Origin of the sequence: Sphaerisporangium rubeum (genome assembly GCF_014207705.1) — a bacterium.
GTDB classification, from domain to species: domain Bacteria; phylum Actinomycetota; class Actinomycetes; order Streptosporangiales; family Streptosporangiaceae; genus Sphaerisporangium; species Sphaerisporangium rubeum.
In genome coordinates this window covers 6324127-6342386 of record NZ_JACHIU010000001.1, presented here as the reverse complement: position 1 = coordinate 6342386, position 18260 = coordinate 6324127, and the positions used below count along the sequence as shown (strand labels likewise).

Below are 18260 nucleotides of genomic sequence, written 5' to 3'. Positions count from 1 at the left end.
TGTTCGCTTAATGCCTGACGGGTAACCGGAATTTCCCCGTCAACAGCACGAGGCTCGCGTACAGTGGCCGCCGCTCGTTCATGCGGTTCTGCCTCGATCACGAGGTGGAAACCAGGTGTTGAGGGAGGTGGCCAGGACGATGCTGCTGAGTTTCCGCGTTGCCAACCACCGCTCCCTTCGCGCCGAACAGCAGTTGTCGCTCACGCCAGGTGACGGCCTCGACGGCTCGATCGATGCCGGTTACGAGGTGGTTCCGGTGGCCGGCGTCTTCGGCCCCAACGCTTCAGGCAAGTCCAACGTCATCGACGCGTTGATCTACATGCGAGACCTGGTGCGAGGTTCCCTACGGCAAAGCGAGCCGGACGCGGGTATCCGCCGGTATCCCTTCGCCTTGGACACCGTCGTACGTGACGAACCGTCCACGTACGTTGTCGATCTGTTGCTCGGTGGCGTCCGGTACACCTACGGCCTGGCCGTGGACGACACGCAGGTGGTCGAGGAATGGATGTACCGCTATTCAGAGCGGAAGAAATGCACCATCTTCCACCGAAAGCTGGATGTCTATACGTATGGCGAGAAGTCGCGGCCGTCGATGTCGCGGGTAGCGGAGATCACAGCGCCGAACGTCCTCTATCTGTCCGTCGCCGCGAGGTCCAGGCAGGAGCTGGTCCAGCCGGTTCACGAGTGGTTCGACGGAGTCCTTGATCGCGGGCCGGAGGGTATCCGGCCTCCTGGCGGTGCTCTCTCCGGAGACTCGCGACGGCATGCGCCACCTTGAGCGGCTGACGAGGCTACTGCAGGCCGCGGACACCGGCATCGAGTTGGTCGAGTTGATCGAGCGGACGCACGCCGAGCAGGTCGGACAGCACGCCGGAGGGAGAGCCCTTGATGGCCTTCAGGTGTCCCCGAGCGAGTATCCGATCTTCAAGCACCGGGGCCAGGACGGCACGTTCGCTCTCCGATCGCAGGATCAGTCCCTCGGTACCCATGCGCTGTACGAGATGGGTCTGGCTGTCTTCTCATCGCTGGACCAGGGTCGCACTCTGCTCGTGGACGAACTGGACACCAGCCTGCATCCGTACCTGTCCGCGCGGTTGATCCGGCTGTTCGCCGAATCGTCGACGAACCCCCGGAGGGCTCAGCTCATCTTCACCAGCCATGACGCCGCACTGCTCGGACGGATTCAGGGTGAGGAGGTGCTGCACCGAGATCACATCTGGTTCACCGAGAAGAACGAACATGGTGTGACCGAGTTGTTCCCTCTCTCCGATTTCGAGCCGCCTGTGGGTGAGGATCGAGAGCGGAGATACCTGGCCGGCCGTTATGGCGCCGTCCCCGTCATGGTTGAAGTACTCCAGGATCGAGCCGCTACATCCTGACGGTCGGCGTGTCAGGTGTTCTCGGAGGCGTCGACCGTCTGAGGGGACAGATGCCATCGGCACCAGACCGTCTTCCCGTGGCCGTCGGGGAGTGGGATGACGCCGGTGTCGTGGACGAGGGACCTGACGATGGTGAGGCCGCGGCCGTGGACGGCCTCGATGTCGAGGTCCAGGTGGCGGGGGAGGCCGGGGCCGTGGTCGGTGACGCGGACGCACAGGTCGGCGTTGGTCAGCCACAGGGAGAGACGGATCGGCGGATGGCCGTAGGTGACGGCGTTGGCGAGAAGCTCACCTACGGCGAGGATGACGTCGTCGGCGAGGTCGGACAGCGTCCAGGTCGAGAGGACCTCTCTCACCATGGCGCGGATCTTGCCGATCATCGACGGGTCGTCGGTCAGGTCCCAGCAGGCCGTGCGCAGGTCGTCGTGGTGCGTCTCGGACATCGGTGCTCCGTGCGGCGTGAGGTGGGGAGTGTGGGCGGGCCCGGAGACGGGGCTCGCGTCGACGGCCGCGTCCGGGGTGGTGGTGCGGGGGACAAGGAGGTACGGGGCCGTCCGCTCCGCCTCACGCATCAGGTGGCGGAGTTCCTCGGCGGTGCTCGCCGCGAGGAGCAAGGGGTACGGCGACGACCAGGTGGCGACGGCGTAGAAGCGCCGCGAACCGACGCCGTACCAGATCGACCACGCGGGTTCCATCAGGTCCAGCCCCTGAGCCGCGGCCCTCTGGTCCGTGTCCCACGGCCGCGTGGGTGACTGAACACGTACCGTCCCCCGCCGATGCCGTCCTCGTGAGCCGGCCCTTGGAGTGCCGACGACAGGCTTCCTGGAAAGTGATACCTCTGTATCTTGCCGATAGGGCATTCCTGCGAAAGCGACAGAAGATCGCTGTCGATTGATCTTCATCATGCGCCTCCTTGTCCGGATATGTCTGGCATATTTATCCGCTAACTCGCAGCACATGAACGCGTAGAAGGCGGCATCGGTTCTGCGTCGCTCGGTGCTCTTCACAGGTTGCAGGCAGGCAGTTATTTTTTGCGTCCATATCGCGCCACACTGCAGGGACACTTCGTAGCAACGGTGTGCCGGACTCTGTGCCGGTGTAGCTTTCGGCGACGGACGGGGATGACGATGATGACGTCTCATGAGCAGAAGACGCCTAAAGAGACTCTCGACTTCTTTGGTACAGAGCTACGTAAGTACCGGCAAAGAGCCAATTTCTCTCAGGACGAGCTGGCTGCTGCCACCCGATTCAGTCGTAGTCTGCTTGGCTTCATCGAGCGAGGTCAGCGGACGCCGAGCCGTGACCTGGTCGAGCGGTGTGACCAGGTGCTGGAGGCCGGCGGAGAGTTGATACGCCTCTGGGTCCATCTGAGCGGGGACGTGAACCCTCTATGGTTCCGTGGCTGGCTCGGTGTCGAGCAAGAGGCACATACGCTCCACTCCTGGCAACCACTCGTGGTTCCGGGACTACTGCAAACCGAGGACTATGCGCGGGCCATCCTTCGGGGCAAAGCTGGCATACGCGAGCATGAGGTTGAAGGATACGTATCTGCGCGAATGGAGCGGCAGGCGATTCTCGCTCGAGACCTGCCACCGATGCTTTGGATTGTTCTGGATGAAGGGGTCCTGGATCGTCCGGTAGGTGGACATGAGGTCATGCGCCATCAAATGGAACGGCTTCTCGCTGCGGCCATGTCTCCTAGGATCGCCATCCAGATACTCCCGAAGGCTCTGGGGGTCACAACGGGGGTTCTTGGTGGCTTCGTCATCGCGCAGCTTCCCGGTAGCCCGGATACTGTGTACCTCGAATCTGCGCTAAACGGCCAAGTCACTAATTGTCCGGAGGATGTCGAGGCTATCCGCGCCACATACGACACAATTCGGGTGCAGGCGCACCCACGTCACGTGTCCACTGAGTTGATCAGAGAGGCGGAGAAACTATGGACCTAAACGACGAGCTGCGGAGTGCGGCGTGGCGCAAAGCGATCAAGAGTGGCCCCAACGGCGGGGACTGTCTTGAGGTGGCCCCGTTGTCGGGGGGACGGGTGGGGCTGCGGGACACCGAGGCTCCGGAGAAGGCGCCGTTCGTGGTGAGTGCGAGTGTGTGGGACGCGTTCATCGACGGTGCGAAGAAGGGGGAGTTCGACTTCTGACAGCACAGAAGTCGTGCGGAGCGGCCCTTGGTGGGGACGGTGACCAAGGGCTGCTCGGCTGAGGCGGTACGGGTCAGCGTTCCTTGAGGGTTTGCTGCCAGGTGTGGATGGACTGCTTGTATGGGTCCGGCATGGGGAGGGACGGGATGTCGGCGTAGTCGAAGAGGCCGAGTTGCTTGTGTTCGTTGCTGCTGCATGGCTGTCGGCGGCCGGTGTAGGTGGTGCCGTAGGTGACGATGAACGCGTGTCGTAGTGGGGTGATCTCGTAGACCCAGGTGTCGATGATGTCCTCGACGGACACGGTGAGGTCCAATTCCTCGAACACCTCGCGGCAGACGCACACCTCGGGGGTCTCGCCGACCTCCAGCTTGCCGCCGGGGAGTTCCCACTCGTCGCGCTCGTTCATGAGCAGCGGGATCTTGCCGGCCATGTCGATGACGAGCTTCACCGAGATCGGCAGTTGGTACTCGAAGTAGCCGGGGTTGCGCTCGACAAGGTACTCAGGCATGCCGTTGCTGCGGAGGCGGTCAGGACCGTCCATGGTCAACTCCTGTTCTCGTGGTCAAAAGGACGGCCGCCACGTCGTCGGCGCTCTTGAAGTGCGCACCTGTCGCGCCGGCCGGTCGCCGGGCCTCGTGCCGCCGGATCAGGGACGTGACGCTGCCGAGGCCGTCACGCCGCGCGTGCAGGCCGAGGCTCTGCCAGTCGGTGAAGAGCCGGTACTCGTTGACGGCCCGCGCGAAGCCGTCGGTACACAGCAGGACGGTCTCGGCCTGCGAGGACGGGACGGTCCGCCGGTGGACCTGAACGACGCCGGCGGGGTGCGCGGAGAAGACGGACTCCTCGTGGACACCCCTGATGTACTCAAGGCGCCGTTCGAACATGTCGGCCACGACCTGGTCCCGGGTCTGCGCGGCCGACCTCGACCGCTGGACCGCCGCGGCCTCACGCCGGTCGAAGAAATCGGTGCTGACCTCACAGGTAAGGCGATCTCGCCCGAACGCGAGCAGCACCGCGTCACCGATGCGGCCGAGCTCCACGGCCTCGCCGTCGGAAGCGGCCAGGCCGATCGAGCAGCAGGGATGGTGACGCAGGTCGTCGGTGCCGACGGCGGCCAACTCGTCGCGTACGGCCTTGCCGAGAAGACCGAAGACCTCGCTCACGTCGGTGACCTCGCCGAGCGCGCCGATGTCACGCAGAACGCGGTCGACGACGTCCACCAGCCACTGGACGTTGGAACCGCCGGGAAGCGTCATCTCACCGGTGAAATCGGTCGCGCCGTCGATGACCCACGCGAGGTTGCCGGCCGCACCGGCCCTGTCCTCACTGGGCTTGGCGGGAGAGCCGGGGCTCTCGGTGATGTCGAGAACTTCCACCGGGTCACCGTCCGAAAAGGTGCGGGATGAGAATCAGGGCCAGTCCCACGGCGAACGCGGTGAGCACCCGCCACATCGACCGTGACGCCATCAGCGAGAACGCGGCGAACACGACGACGACCGCTCCGGCCATGACCTCGATGAGGACGATGCCGGCGGAGGGTTCGCTCTGGCTCGCGATGTTGGCTCCGGCCGCGATGAGCGCGACCACCGCGGCGAGCAGGCCGAGAAGCTGGAGCTGCTGGTTCTTGAACTCGGTCAGCTCGCGCTTGTTGTTCTCCTGCATCTCGTGCCAGCGCGCCTGCTGCTCGACCAGATCGATGCGCATCCGCGTGGTCTGGTACTGCATGAGACGGCGGTGGTAGTCACGATTGCGGCGCGGCTCCAGCTCGATCGCACGGGTGAGGGCTATGCGTGCGGAATCGAACTCATTCCTCAGCGTAAGAATGCGCGCTTTTGTCTCGTGATAATGGGAGATCCGTCCGTTTGTCGACGTTATCGCCGCGTCCACGCAACGCTCCGCTTCCTCGATCTCATCGACCGTCGGAGGTTCCGCTCTTCGTTCCAAATATTCTGCCATGAAAGCGGCCACCTGATGGACCACACCGGCGACTTCCGGCATGTCGGCGGCGGCACGACGCGAATATTCGACGGCTTTCCTGAGACTTGCCACATCTCCTCGGTTGCGCTCGATTATCGCGAGGAACGTGGGGAAATAAGGCTCTTTCTCGAACCGCTGCGCATGCCGGACGACGGTGTGCTCGTACTCGCTGTGGCGTTCCTCTCTGCGCAGCCGGAGCAGCAATCCGTACAAAGCGCAGAATCTTATGGAATGGTCGAGTCGTGGTAGTTGCAGAATGCTCCGCAGGGTCTCCTCCGGGTCGGAGATCTGCTCGATGACATCCCGGATGGCCTGGGGGAACTCCGGAGAGGTCTGCTCAGGCAGGGCCTCCATCCGCTCGATCAGCTGGGTGTGGCGTCTCGACTCGCGCAATGTCAGTCCTCGATGTCGCCGGTGTGCCGGCGGGTAAGTGGAAGCCTTCGTTCAGGTACGCGTAGCCGGATGACCGGGTGACGGTCGCCAGCACGCGTACCGCGCGGCGGTCGCCGCTGAAGGCACGTCGGCCGTGCAGTACTCGGAGGTTGTGGATCAGGTAGCCCTGGCCGCCGGCGAAGGCGTAACCGTCCGGCGGCGGCAGTTCGTGCAGCAGGTTCAGCAGTGGCTTCGCGCGGACGGTCGCGGCGTGGGGCCGGGCCAGCGCGTCACTGCGGTACCTGATGCGCCACAGCGCCGAGCCGCGGCCGGTCGTGATGACGGGAAGCCACGGATGACCCGGCGCCAGCAGGACGACATTCCCCGCGTCGGCCAGGAGACGCCTCTCCATGGCCGCCTTGATGACGCGCACGCCGTCCAGGAGAAGGGACTCACCACCTGTGCGGGCCTGCGCCGTGTAAAGACAGCCGACGATGGCCGGTTGCGCCGCGACATGAGCGCGATCGGTGTGCAGCGGTAATGATCGGCTGGTGAATCCCGCGTTGTTCTCGCCGTCACGGAAAGGCGTGGAGTGAATGACGGTGATACCAGGGCTGTTCTCGTGCGGATGCCGATACGGCTCGGTCCAATCACGCAAAAAGGACCTGACATCGGCGACCGTGGCTTGATCGAGAAATAGAACACCGGATTTTGCCAGCCGCTCGACCGCTTCCGACGCACTGAGCCGTCGACCGGCCGGTGTCAGCAGTCTCATGCCGCGACCTTCGCCATGGGGGAGTGCCGGATGGGAGCGCTTCCACGACAAGTAGAACGCATATCCGGATCCTTCTCTATGGCGAGAAGGCTCTAAGAAGTACATCGTCGGAATTACGCCTTCCGACGGCCCCGAGAAACTTTCGGCGGACGCCAAGCGATGAGATCGTCATCGGTGAGCCACAGGCGGTCGCGACGTTCATTAAGGAAGCCTTCGTAGGCATCCGCGGGGCTGCCGGTGTACATCGGATCGTCCTCGCCATGCCACTGCCGCACCCACGGCAGCACCTCGCGTAACCCCGCCAGTAACGGAGCCAGTCGCTCCGCCGACCACCCGTGGTTCTGCTCACGATCCACGAACACGGTCGCCAACGCCTGCGCCTGCTCACGGTGATCCCATCCGGCCCAGCCGATCAGCAGCGTGGCGTCACCGTCCCGGTTCGCGTGCGGATAGGAGATGAAACGCTCCTTGGGTACGTCCAGCTTCCCGCGATGACGCCAGTAGGAGTTCTTCAGGAAGTCACCAGAGGTGTATTTCGGCGGCACCGGAATCGCGTCCCTGATCCGAGCGGCCTCCTCCTCGGACTCCGCCGCATCCTCGGCCCGCTGCCGCTCCCACACGTCCTCCCAGTCGGCACGCTTGGCCAGCCCCGAGTCCTTGTACCGAAGCTGAGCGAGATAAGGCACGTGCTCGTCCGCGACCAACTCGGCCACGACGACATCCAGTTCCTTGCCGGGTGAGTACAACTCCGCCACCGAGACGAAGTCCACATCCGGCCGTAGCAAGTCGGTGAGCTGCGCGGTGCTGAGCAGCCGAGGCTGATCTGGTAGTCCGTCCACGTCGTGGAACCACAGGTCCCGGGCCTCACACCTGTCCAGCAACCAGTGCCGTAGAGCTCTCGCCTGTAGCGTGTCCCAACCTTCTGTGACCCATCGCCGCTTGTATTCAGGCCGTTCGATGAGGCCGATGTTCTTGTTCATCTCGATAACAGAGATCCGCGTCTCCACTACAGCTCTGTACTCGGGAGACCAGTGTTCTGGTAACTCAATGATCGGCGTTGAGCCATGTCGCATGAACCACTGGGTCTCAACCTCGCCTTGTGCCACTCTGCGAGCTAATACGATTTCAAAAGCCCGTTCGCCGAGCCGGAGCTCCGGAATAGTATCCACTGGGGCAGTTAGTTGCTGATCTAATAATCCGTAACGATGATAGATGTCCCAGTCGAGTTCTTCTTGAAAGGCTATCATCTTAGCGCGAGTGGAATGCCAGGCCGTGGAGCCCGCGCGTAAGCGATCTTGTATATCTCCGTCTGCGGCCAGGATGCTGTATGGCGTTTGTGAGTCCAACTTCTGGGCTAATTGATCCAGTTGTCTTCCGAGCTTGGCGGGGTATTTTTTCGGTAGTGGGATTCGTGTCAAGTTTGCACTATTGAGTTGATAGAATCGTTCCCATTCGTCGCTGGTTATCCCACCTCCTTCGCCGCGGATGCCTTTGTCGTGACACATCTGCTTCATCCAGAAGCACACGGTAGAGCTGTTCAGGGCACTAAGAAGTTCAAGAGAAAGTTCTTCTGGCGCCTCTTGAGGTAGTAGAACGACGAGAGCCGTGTCTTTAAAAACTCGTCGGTATCGATCCAGAGAAAAATGATTATGGGTAGCCACGGTTGCAGTTGAAATCACATGAGGGTGGCCATAGCGTGAACGAAAGAACATCGAAAACTCGTACCAGGCCAGGCCTCGATTAACCTGTGACTTGCCAAACGCGATACGGCTGGCCAGTATCTGGCGATACGGCCACAGAAGTACTAGCGAAGCTCTATCTTGACGAGCTTCGAGGGTCTCATGATCGTAGGGCCAAAGAGAGACGATAGGATTTGCTATGCCCCAGTCGCGAATAGTTTCGCCTTCAACCAGTGGACGCTGCATTTGATCTGATACACGATGTCTTTGTAAGGTGCGGAAGCCAAGCATGTAGGCAGAGTCTTCTCGTGTAACAGCACCGAAGCCTATGTTGGTCGCAATAGTGCCGATTCGCTCGACTCCTGCTCTTTCGAGTATTTGCAGCAGGTCTCCAGCACCGCCGCCACTAAGGCTCCAGGGGTGGCTGCTTAACCGGGTCCGGGGAAAGTCTGCAACCGACAGCCACTCGGATTCGCTACCGGGTTGGTTTGTCTGTAGCAGAATTGCCTGCCAAACTTTTCCTAGAGCGGCCACTTTGGGTGGACTAGGTTCGCCGCGGACACTCATTACTAATCGAACTGTGTCTTGACGATTCCACTTGCGGTTGCGTCCAAATAGGATCGTGGTTGGTGTCCCGTGGCCGGGAATGTAGGCGCCGGAGCTATCAATTACATGTGTTAACTCCACTTGTTTCGCAAAGAACTCGCCTATTAGACTTTTGCCGAACTCCCGCTTCATGAAGGAGTTCGAAGTGATTTGGCCGACATATCCAGCTCCGCGAGCATCGTTGTCGGCTCGTTGTGCCAGTTCGAAGAATCGTTGGGCGAAGGGTACCGAAAGCGCGTAGGCTCCAGCGCAGGCACTGTACAGTTCGCGATACAGATGGTTTAACCGTCTATCCTTGACGGTGATGTACGGTGGATTTCCTACGACCACGTGATAGCTGCTGGCATTCAGGATTCCCGGGTATGTGTGGACATCCTCGGTATCGTAAGCGAAAGAGGCCAGTTCGTCGATAGTGACGTGACGCTCGACATCCTCGTAGGCATTAAAAAGGTCTGTCTGCTCGGTGGACGTCCCGAAGAGGGTGCCTTGATGATCGGCGCCATAATTTATTGAAGATTCAGACTCCATTCCAGGTAGGGCAAGCTGGCGTGCCTTGATCAAGGAGTCGCCGATAGCAAGGTTTAAGGTAAATTCGTAGTTTTGTGCATCGCTGAAGGTGGTGAAGCTGGAAGCCTTCAAGGCCGCGATGAACAGCCGGAACCGAGCAATGGCAATGGCGAACGGGTTGAGATCAACCCCGTGCACGGACTTCAAGGCACGGCTGACCAGTTCCCGCCTATCCCGTGTAGGCGAGTGCCGGATCCACTCGTCCAGCAGCCGATGAAAGGCCCCCAGCACGAAGTGACCCGAGCCGCAGGTGGGGTCGATCATCCGAAGCTCTTCGTGACCGAACTCGGCGATGGCAGGGGTCAGAGTGTGGTCGAGGATGAATTCCTCGACGAATTCCGGGGTCTGGAGCAGTGCGTACGTCTTGCGGGCCGCTTCGGAAAGGTCCTGGTACAGGTCGCCGAGGAAGCGGGTGTCCCAGTCGTCGGAGACGAAGTCGTGGACGAGGTGGCCGGTCTCGGTGCGGCGGCGCCAGAAGGTGATGAGGTCCTTGGCGGCGTCGTGGGAGACGGGGATCTGGTACAGCGGGTTGTGCTTGCGGTCGAAGAGCAGCGCGCCGGCCTGGGAGGCGGCGATCTCGGCGAAGGCGGCGAGCAGCCAGCCGCGGTCGGTCTCGGCGGGGTTGCGGTGGAAGAACTCCTCCTGCGCCTCTTCGGCGAGCACCATGCGGTCGTGGGTGGGGCCGGCCAGGTACGGCGAGGTCAGCAAGCCGTTGTCCTCGCAGAAGCGGACGAAGACCGTGCCGAGCACCCATGCCACAGCGGCCTGGGTGACGCGTTCGTCGCGCCACGCGGCCCAGGTGGCGGCGGTACGGCCGAGCTTGAACGCCAGGTCGTACTCGGCGCGTAATCGGTCGCGGACCTTGCGCGGGGGAGTGGCCGTGCCGGACGCGGGGGTCGTCTCGACGGCGGTCTCCGCCTGGCTCCTGAGATCCTTCTCCAGTTCCTTGACCTGCTTCTGGAGGTCGGACAGCAGGGCCTTCCTGTCGATCACGATGCTCGCGCTCCACTTCGGTGCTCGTTGGCCACCCAGGCGTCGGGTAGCTTGATCCATTCGTTGGGTAACTGTGCGGGGGTCAGCGTGCCGTCGAGGTTCGGGGAACGGCCGGGGTCGGCCATGGGGCACAGCAGCCAGACCGCGGGGCCGCCGCCTCGGGCCCGGTCGGCGAGGCGGCGCAGCACGCTCATGCCGTCGTACCTGGCGAGCGGCGCCGCGTCGTGCAGCAGCACCGGGCCCTCGGCAGACTCCGTGTCGAGACGGGGGCCGGCGAGCGTCCACGCCTCCCTGACGTACTCGGCGAGCTTCAACGCGCCACGGCTGCCGGGTTCGGCGAGGTCGGCGCCGAGGATCGTCTCCCACTTCGGCAGCGGTTTCGGGTCGATCAGCTCGTGCAGCGCCGCGAGGAACAGGCCGGTGACGTTCACCGAATGCGCGGCGAAGCGGGTCACCAGCTCACGGCGGGCCCGTTCGTACCCGGCCATGCCGACGGTCATGGCACGGAAGCCGCCTCGCGCCGCCGAGGTGAGACGTTCCTCCGCGCGCAGCGCCTCGGCCAGCTCAGGAGTGGCGGCCGTCCACCGGGACGCGGTGGTGCGGGTCGACCGGCGCCGGATGACGGTGCCGGACACCGAGTCGGGGGACTGCGGCCGTACGTACCGGCCGTCGCGCCAGCGGACGTCGAAACCGGCGTCACGCAGCAGCGTGTCCAGACGCGGATGGCCGGGGAGCGGAGCGAGCGCGGGGAAGCGCGCGTGGACCCGTTCGTGCACCTGCTCGGGCCGCAGGCCGCCGGGGACGCCACCGGGGCCGAGCGGGATCAGGCCCGCCTGGGTGAGCCGCAGGGCCCGTACCGGGTCCAGGTCACGCGGGTAGATCTCCAGGCGGGACGTGGCGGCGGCCCGCTGCGAGGCGGCGGCGGCGAGCCACACCAGGCGGCGGTCCTCAAGCGCGGGGACCCGTCCCTGTACGGTCACCGCGCGCAGGTCGGCGAGCACGGTGGCCGAGGTCGGCAGCACCTCCTGGCCGGCGAGCCGGTCGGCCGCCTTGCCGAGCGCGTCGGCGTAGTCGAGCAGCGCAGGCGCGGCCGGGGTGTCGGGGGAGTCGTCGGCGCCGACCTCCAGCGCGACCATGACCAGGTCGCCGTGCCGCCGCAGCGTGAGCCGCGGCTCCTCCGGCTCCTCCACGACGGCGTCGATCTCGACGGCCGCGCGTACGGCGGCCAGCGCGAGCGCGCGGCGCAGCCTCGGGTCGCTGCGGCGGGTGCCGCGCGCGGCGAGCACGGCGTCGGCCAGCTCGGTGACCGCCATGACGCGTCCGCTGTCGGCGAGCAGCCGCAGCACCTCGGCGCGCACGCTGTGCACCACCGGCTCGGCACGCCACCGGGTGCGCTGCCTGACGAGCATCTGCGCGACCCGGCCAGGTGTCACGCCGACCGCCGTGGCGACCAGGGGATGGCGGGGCCACGGCGGCAGGGCCGGCAGCGTGCCGCTCGGGTCCGGCAGGCCCAGCAGGAGCCGGGTGGCCTCCGCCTCGTTGGCGTTGCGGCCGGTGGTGTCGGGGACCAGCAGCGCGGCGATCGTGTCGAGTCCGACGCGTGCGTGCGCCTCCTCGTCGCCGCCGGTCACCGACGCGGCCTCCTCGCGCGCGGCGGCCTTCTCGACCGAGGTGATCGGCTCGTTCTCGCCGAGCCGGAACCGCCAGTCGCGGATGCGGTGCTGCAGCTCCTGCCGGGTCTTGGCGCCGAGCCCCGGCAGGCTCATCAGGGTCTTGGACGGCAGCGCGAGCAGGTCGCCGACGGTGGTCGCGCCGAGCCGGTGGGCCGTGGACACCGCGCGCGGGGTCAGGCCGGCGCTCTCCAGCACGGTCGCGCGGGTCGCGGCCAGCGCGGCGGCGTCGCGTGCCTCGTCGGCGGTGACGTCCTCGGCCGGCAGGTCGCCGGGGTGCGACGGCCGTACCGGTGGGACCGCGTCGGAACGCCGGAACACCTGCGACCAGGCGGTGCGCATGTCCTTCAGCGACTCGAACCGCTGTTTGGCCTCGCGGTGCAGCGCGCGCAGGAAGAACTCGATGAGGCCGTCCCTGATGGCGGGGTCGAATGCCTCTGCCGCCAGGGTCGGCGGCCCCTCGGTGTACCGGGGCTCGGTCGCGCCGTCCCCCCACACGGGAAGCTCGCCGGACGCCATCTCGTGCAGCGTCACCGCCAGCGCGTACCGCTCGGCGTGCGCGTCGTACACCGTGCGTTTCGCCGTGCCGAGGAACGGGTCCAGGTAGTGCGGCGTGCCGGCCTCGATCTCCTTGACCGAGATGCCGGCCAGGGAGAAGTCGAACAGGACGAGCTGCCGGGTGCGGTTGGGCCGGACCCTGATCGCGATGTTGTCGGGTTTGATGTCGCGGTGGGTGACGCCTTCGCCTTCGAGGAAGTCCATCGCGCCGAACAGGTAGTCGCTGTAGGTCTCCAGCTCGTCCGGCGTCAGCGCACCCTGCTCGCGGATCTTGCGGGCCACGGTGTGCTCGCCGGCGTGCTCCAGCACGATGCAGGTGCGTCCGCCGACGCGGATCGGCTCGGGACGGGTCAGCTTGATGACCCGCGAATCGTCCCGTAGGTCACGCAGGACGGACGCCTCGTGGTCGAGCCTTCCGGCCTTCTCGTCCGACAGTGCGACCTTCAGCACCTCCGGCTTGCCGGTCTGGAGGTTCTCCACCAGCAGCGCGCGGGACGTGGAGCCGGTGCCGAGGCGTTTGTCCACGCGCCACTCGCCGCCGACCACGTCGCCGGTCCGCGCGTCCAGCGGGTCGAGGTCGTCGTCGCGGTCCGCGGCCGGGTGGACGGTCTCCGGCGCGGTCGCCTCCTCCTCGACGACCTCCAGCATCTCAAGGAACTCGGCCACGCTGGTCAGGCGCTGCGCGGGGACCGGGGCCGTCGCGGCCTGCACCAGCTCGTCCATGAAGCCGGTGACCGAGTCGGCGACCGTCGAGGGACGCAGGCCGTTCTCCTTGGACAGGCGTGCCAGCAGCTCGGCGCGCCGGTCGCCGGGGGGCTGACCGGTGAGGAGTAGATAGGACAGCGCGCCGAGGCCGAACACGTCGAGTGCCACCGGGTCGGGGCTCGGCGTGGTGAGCTCAGGAGCGAGGTAGGCCTGAGCGGACGCCTCCATGTGGTGGCCGGCGTGGCTGCTCGAACTCATGCGCAACGCGGTGCCGTCGGTGTCCTCGCCGCGTGTCGCCGCCTGCCAGTCGCTGATCTGCAGCTCCGGGACGAGCCAGCCCTGCTCGGGGGCCGCCTTGGGGGAGCGGCCGGGGGTGACGAGCACGCTGCGGGCCGACAGCGCGCGGTGGTGCAGGTGACGGCGGTGCGCGTACGACACGGCCTCGGCGAGCTGGCGGATCAGGCCGAGCCTGGTCAGCAGGTCCAGGCGTGTGCCGTACTCGCCGATGTAGTGGTCGAGGCGCTTGGCGCGCGGGTCGTGCCGGAAGATCAGCGCGGGCCCGGCCTCGTGCTGCTCCATGGTGTCCACCCGCACGATGCCGGGGTGGCTGATGCCGTGCAGCGCCAGCACCTCGCGGCGCGCCGCGCGGGCCATGCTGGCGCGCATCTCCTCGTCGGCGTTGCGTTCGACCAGGTAGATGCGGACGCGGCGCTTCTCGGCGGTGATCTGGCCGTGCGTGGCCAGGTGGTCCTCCCAGGTGGGGCCGACGTCGAACGGCCGGGGGTCGAGCTGCCACGCGCCGACCTGGAGATGGGAACGGCTCTTGGCGATGCCGACCCTGCGCAGCCAGCCGTCGAGCTGCTTGGAGACCGTGGACGCGAGGCGGTTGCGCTCGTCGTCGGGGCCCTTCAGCAGCAGGTCGGACAGGATGCGCGGCAGGCGGCCGTTCTCCGGGCCGTACACGCCGTGGAGGTGGTGGTCGGGGAGGTCGACGTCGAGGGAGGGGACCGACAGGAAGACGGCGGCGTGGATGTAGGGGATGCGGGCCCGGTGTCCTGCGGCCTTCTGTAGTAGTGATTTGAGTTGTTTTGCCTTGGAATCGGCTAGATGTAATGGATTGTCGAAATATCGGGTGTTTCTGCCGGTGGTCTGGACCCAGTTGGATCCGCTCGCGCTCAGCCGGCCGTGCAGGCTCTTGATCTCGATGAGGAAAAGGCCGCCGTGGGTGGCCACGAACAGATCGACCTCGCGTACGTGGCCGGTATTGGCGGTGAACGTGAAATTGGACCAGGCGCGATAGGGCTCGGCGTCGGGGAGGGCCGCGCGCACGTGTTCGAGGGCTTCGCGTTCGTGCTGGTACTGCGAAGACGTGATCGTGGTCCAACGGCCTTCGCGCACGTCCGGATCTCCAGGGCAGTGAGGGGCTGCTGCGTGGTTCCGGGTCAGAATAAATGGCGCCTCGGGGTAATGACTACTATTGCGGTAACGGACCGATCACGCAAGAGACCGCCGGGAATGCGTCGCGTGCAGCGATGCGCCGGCGGTCGGTTCGTGCCGTTTTGAAAGTTTTCGGAGTTCAGTCCTTGTGGCCGGTGCTTTCGATTACTTCGAAGGACCAGAGTTCTGAGCCGGCGGCTGCCTGGCCGTGGCCGTGGCCTCTTCCTTCGGCGGCGGCCTGTGCGTGGCCGGCCTGGAAGGCCTGGCTTTGCTGCCAGTTCTGGAAGTCTTCCTCGCTGCGCCAGCGGGTGTAGACCAGGTAGCGGTCGGTGCCGTCCAAGGGCCGGAGCAGTTCGAACCATTCGAAGCCGTCGGAGGACTCGACCATGCCGGCGCGGCCCGCGAAACGGCGTTCGAGTTCTGTGCGCATCTCGGGGGGGACGGTCAGGACGTTGATCTTGACGACCGAGGGCACGTGGACCTCCTGCGGGTAGGCGGGTTCCGGACAAGCTTATGATCCGCCGGGGGTGGGGTGGTGGACGGCGTGGCTGGGAGGTTCTTGGACGGGACTAGCCTTGGAGGGTGCGTATCGCGAGGTTTTCCACGGATGACGGGGCCGCTTTCGGGGTGGTCGAGGGGGCTGCGGGAGCGGAGTTCGTTTCCAGGATCGACGGACATCCGATCGGGGAGGTGCGGTTCACCGGGGAGCGGTATCCGATCCAGGAGATCCGGCTGCTGGCGCCGATCATCCCTAACAAGATCATCGCGATCGGGAAGAACTACGCGGAGCACGCGCGGGAGATGGGTGGGGAGCCGCCGGCGGAGCCGCTGATCTTCGGTAAGCCGTCCACTTCGGTGGTGGGGCCGGGGGATTCCATCGCTTATCCGCACAAGTTGTCCGAGCGGGTCGACTTCGAGGGGGAGTTGGCCGTGGTGATCGGACGGTTGTGCAGGGAGGTGCCGGTCGAGCGGGCCAAGGAAGTCATCTTCGGGTACACCTGCGCGAACGATGTCACGGCGCGCGACCTGCAGCGCAAGGACGGACAGTGGACGCGGGCCAAGGGGTTCGACACGTTCTGTCCGCTCGGACCGTGGATCCAGACCGAGCTCGACCCCTCGGACCTCGCGATCACCACGACCGTGAACGGCGAGCTGCGGCAGAGCGCGCGTACGTCGCAGCTCGTGCACGACATCCCTAAGCTGATCTCGTACATCACCGACGTCATGACCCTGCTGCCGGGGGATGTGATCCTCACCGGCACCCCGGAGGGGGTCGGGCCGCTTGAGGACGGCGACGAGGTCAGCGTCGGCATCGAAGGCATCGGCACTCTGACCAACCGGGTGGTTCCCCGTGACTGATCTCCGTGTGCGTTTCGCGCCGTCCCCAACCGGCATGTTCCACGTGGGTGGGGCTCGTTCGGCACTGTTCAACTGGGCTCTGGCGCTCCAGTCCGGTGGCCGGTTCGTCCTGCGCATCGAGGACACCGACGCCGCGCGTAACCGGCCCGAATGGACCGAGGGGATCATCTCGGCGCTGGCCTGGATCGGCATCAACGGCGACTCGCCGCACTTCGAGGGGCCGTACTTCCAGTCGGCGTACGAGGCGCAGCACCGTGCGGCCGCGGCCACGCTGGTGGCCGGCGGCCTGGCGTACCACTGCACCTGCACCCGGGACGACGTGAAAGCCCGCACAGGGTCCGACTTCCAGGGGTACGACGGGTTCTGCCGCGAGCGAGGACTCACCGAAGGGGCCGTGCGGTTCCGCACCCCGGGCGACGGGGTGACCCTGGTGGACGACCTCGTGCGAGGCAAGGTCGAGTTCCCCAACCAGGCCATCGAGGACTTCGTGATCGTCCGCGGCGACGGCTCGCCGCTGTTCGTGCTGGCCAACGTCGTGGACGACATCGAGATGCGGATCACGCACGTCGTCCGGGCCGAGGAGCACCTGTCCAACACACCCAAGCAGCAGTTGCTGTGGGAGGCGCTCGGCAAGACGCCGCCGGTCTGGGCTCACGTCCCGGTCATCGTCAACGAGAAGCGGCAGAAGCTCTCGAAGCGCCGCGACAAGGTGGCCCTGGAGTCGTACCGGGACGAGGGCTACCTGCCTGAGGCGATGGTCAACTACCTGATGCTGCTCGGCTGGGGCCCCGGGGACGACCGCGAGATCATGCCGTGGTCCGAGATGGTCCCCCTGTTCTCCCTGTCCGACGTCAACCCGTCCCCGGCCTTCTTCGACGAGAAGAAACTGCGGGCCTTCAACGGCGAGTACATCAGAGCCCTGCCACTGGACGTCTTCATCACCCGCTGCCGGCCATGGCTCGACCCCGACTGGGACCTCGACACGTTCAGCCGCCTCGCACCCCTGGCCCAGACCCGCATAGCCGTCCTGTCCGAGATCACCTCCCAGGTCGACTTCCTCTTCCTCACCGACCCCGTCTTCGACCAGCCAAGCTGGGACAAGGCCATGAAACCCGGCGCTGCCGACATCCTCCGCGGCTACCTGTCCCGCCTGGAAACCGTCTCCTTCGACCCCGAGTCCCTGAAGACGGCCCTGGAGGAAACCGGCGCCGAACACGGCCTCAAACTCGGAAAGGCCCAGGCCCCCGTCCGCGTGGCCGTCACCGGCCGCACCGTGGGCCTCCCCCTGTTCGAGTCCATCGAGGCCCTCGGCCGCGAACGCACCATGGACCGCCTCCGCGCGGCCCTGACCCGCCTGGAGTCCTGAAGCGAGGGGAGTACGCCACCCGCATAGCCTCCTCGGGCCTGCGCGGCACCTCGCACTCGCCCTATCTGATCTCTCCCCGGCGCCGACGCGGCGGGGAGTGGTACGGCGAAGTCGGCGCCTTCTTACGCACGTCAACCGGCAGCACGGCAGGGTGCTGGCCCTCCGCGTCGTGATCCTCGCCTCCAGGCGCCAAGGCGCCTTCCGGCTCGGGCTGTGCCTTCCCGGGGCTTCGCCCCTTCCTTTGAAAACCCCACTTCGGCTGCAGTGACCCAGCCCACCCATCAGAGCCGACCCACCCCAACTCGGCCACCCACCCAACCTCCACCACGTCTCGACCGGCACGTAGCCGACCACGCGAGACGAGACCGGGATTCGAACTCCGCTACGACCACCGCAGACATCCCAGCGCACCCATCAGGCCGGACCCACTCCAGCTCGGCTACCTAGCCACCCCCACCACGTCTCGACCGGCGCGTAGCGGCCCGTGCGGGAAGCTCTCAGCGTCGATCAGGCGGGTCGCTTCGCGACTTTGCCATGCACGAAGAGTGTTCATGCGATAACTTAACGTCATGCCTACTGCTTCGCACGAGGCATTGCACAGGATCTTCCAACGACACACCGAGCTGTTTACTCGCGTCCTCCGGAACGAACTGGCAGTGCCTCTG

General features: G+C 65.5%; 14 protein-coding genes. 6 read left to right on the top strand and 8 right to left on the bottom strand.

The window, feature by feature from the left end; all coding sequences use genetic code 11:
• Positions 1-139: 139 nt before the first annotated feature.
• Positions 140-778, top strand: coding sequence for an AAA family ATPase (locus BJ992_RS26765; RefSeq protein ID WP_184985624.1), 639 nt, complete (start codon positions 140-142; stop codon positions 776-778).
• Positions 765-1379 (top strand): AAA family ATPase, encoded by a 615-nt coding sequence (locus BJ992_RS26760; RefSeq protein WP_184985622.1) that lies wholly within the window; start codon positions 765-767, stop codon positions 1377-1379. Before BJ992_RS26765 ends, BJ992_RS26760 begins: the two co-directional genes overlap by 14 nt.
• Positions 1380-1390: 11 nt before the next feature.
• On the opposite strand, the gene BJ992_RS26755 is transcribed toward BJ992_RS26760, so the two are convergent.
• Entirely contained in the window at positions 1391-2074 is a 684-nt protein-coding gene (locus tag BJ992_RS26755) for an ATP-binding protein (RefSeq protein WP_184985620.1), read from the bottom strand.
• 426 nt (positions 2075-2500) lie between these two features.
• Here BJ992_RS26755 and BJ992_RS26750 point away from each other — a divergent pair, with 426 nt between their 5' ends.
• Positions 2501-3328: a helix-turn-helix domain-containing protein gene (locus BJ992_RS26750; RefSeq protein WP_184985618.1), complete on the top strand. Its 828-nt coding sequence runs from the start codon at positions 2501-2503 to the stop codon at positions 3326-3328.
• Positions 3319-3531, top strand: a complete 213-nt coding sequence (locus BJ992_RS26745; protein ID WP_184985616.1) for a DUF397 domain-containing protein — start codon at positions 3319-3321, stop codon at positions 3529-3531. Before BJ992_RS26750 ends, BJ992_RS26745 begins: the two co-directional genes overlap by 10 nt.
• Positions 3532-3604: 73 nt before the next feature.
• Here BJ992_RS26745 and BJ992_RS26740 read toward each other — a convergent pair whose 3' ends face one another.
• From BJ992_RS26740 to BJ992_RS26710, 7 genes are all read right to left on the bottom strand, one after another.
• Positions 3605-4072, bottom strand: a complete 468-nt coding sequence (locus BJ992_RS26740; protein WP_246496779.1) for an NUDIX hydrolase — start codon at positions 4070-4072, stop codon at positions 3605-3607.
• Positions 4059-4907, bottom strand: a complete 849-nt coding sequence (locus BJ992_RS26735; RefSeq protein WP_184985614.1) for a protein phosphatase 2C domain-containing protein — start codon at positions 4905-4907, stop codon at positions 4059-4061. The genes BJ992_RS26740 and BJ992_RS26735 overlap by 14 nt, the downstream gene beginning before the upstream one ends.
• A gap of 4 nt (positions 4908-4911) precedes the next feature.
• Positions 4912-5901 (bottom strand): hypothetical protein, encoded by a 990-nt coding sequence (locus BJ992_RS26730; protein ID WP_184985612.1) that lies wholly within the window; start codon positions 5899-5901, stop codon positions 4912-4914.
• The gene (locus BJ992_RS26725; protein WP_184985610.1) at positions 5846-6655 is read right to left on the bottom strand and encodes a TauD/TfdA family dioxygenase; all 810 of its coding nucleotides are present in this window, start codon (positions 6653-6655) and stop codon (positions 5846-5848) included. The genes BJ992_RS26730 and BJ992_RS26725 overlap by 56 nt, the downstream gene beginning before the upstream one ends.
• A 113-nt stretch (positions 6656-6768) precedes the next feature.
• Positions 6769-10500 (bottom strand): BREX-2 system adenine-specific DNA-methyltransferase PglX, encoded by a 3732-nt coding sequence (gene pglX / locus BJ992_RS26720; protein ID WP_184985608.1) that lies wholly within the window; start codon positions 10498-10500, stop codon positions 6769-6771.
• Positions 10497-14831 carry a BREX system serine/threonine kinase PglW gene (gene pglW / locus BJ992_RS26715; protein ID WP_184985606.1) on the bottom strand — a complete coding sequence of 1445 codons (4335 nt, stop codon included), beginning with the start codon at positions 14829-14831 and terminating at the stop codon, positions 10497-10499. The genes pglX and pglW overlap by 4 nt, the downstream gene beginning before the upstream one ends.
• Before the next feature lie 178 nt (positions 14832-15009).
• Entirely contained in the window at positions 15010-15345 is a 336-nt protein-coding gene (locus BJ992_RS26710) for an antibiotic biosynthesis monooxygenase family protein (protein ID WP_343072863.1), read from the bottom strand.
• Between the two features lie 107 nt (positions 15346-15452).
• On the opposite strand from BJ992_RS26710, the gene BJ992_RS26705 reads away from it, so the two are divergent.
• Positions 15453-16229, top strand: coding sequence for a fumarylacetoacetate hydrolase family protein (locus BJ992_RS26705; protein WP_184985604.1), 777 nt, complete (start codon positions 15453-15455; stop codon positions 16227-16229).
• Positions 16222-17595 (top strand): glutamate--tRNA ligase, encoded by a 1374-nt coding sequence (gltX, locus tag BJ992_RS26700; RefSeq protein ID WP_184985602.1) that lies wholly within the window; start codon positions 16222-16224, stop codon positions 17593-17595. The genes BJ992_RS26705 and gltX overlap by 8 nt, the downstream gene beginning before the upstream one ends.
• Positions 17596-18260: the final 665 nt, after the last annotated feature.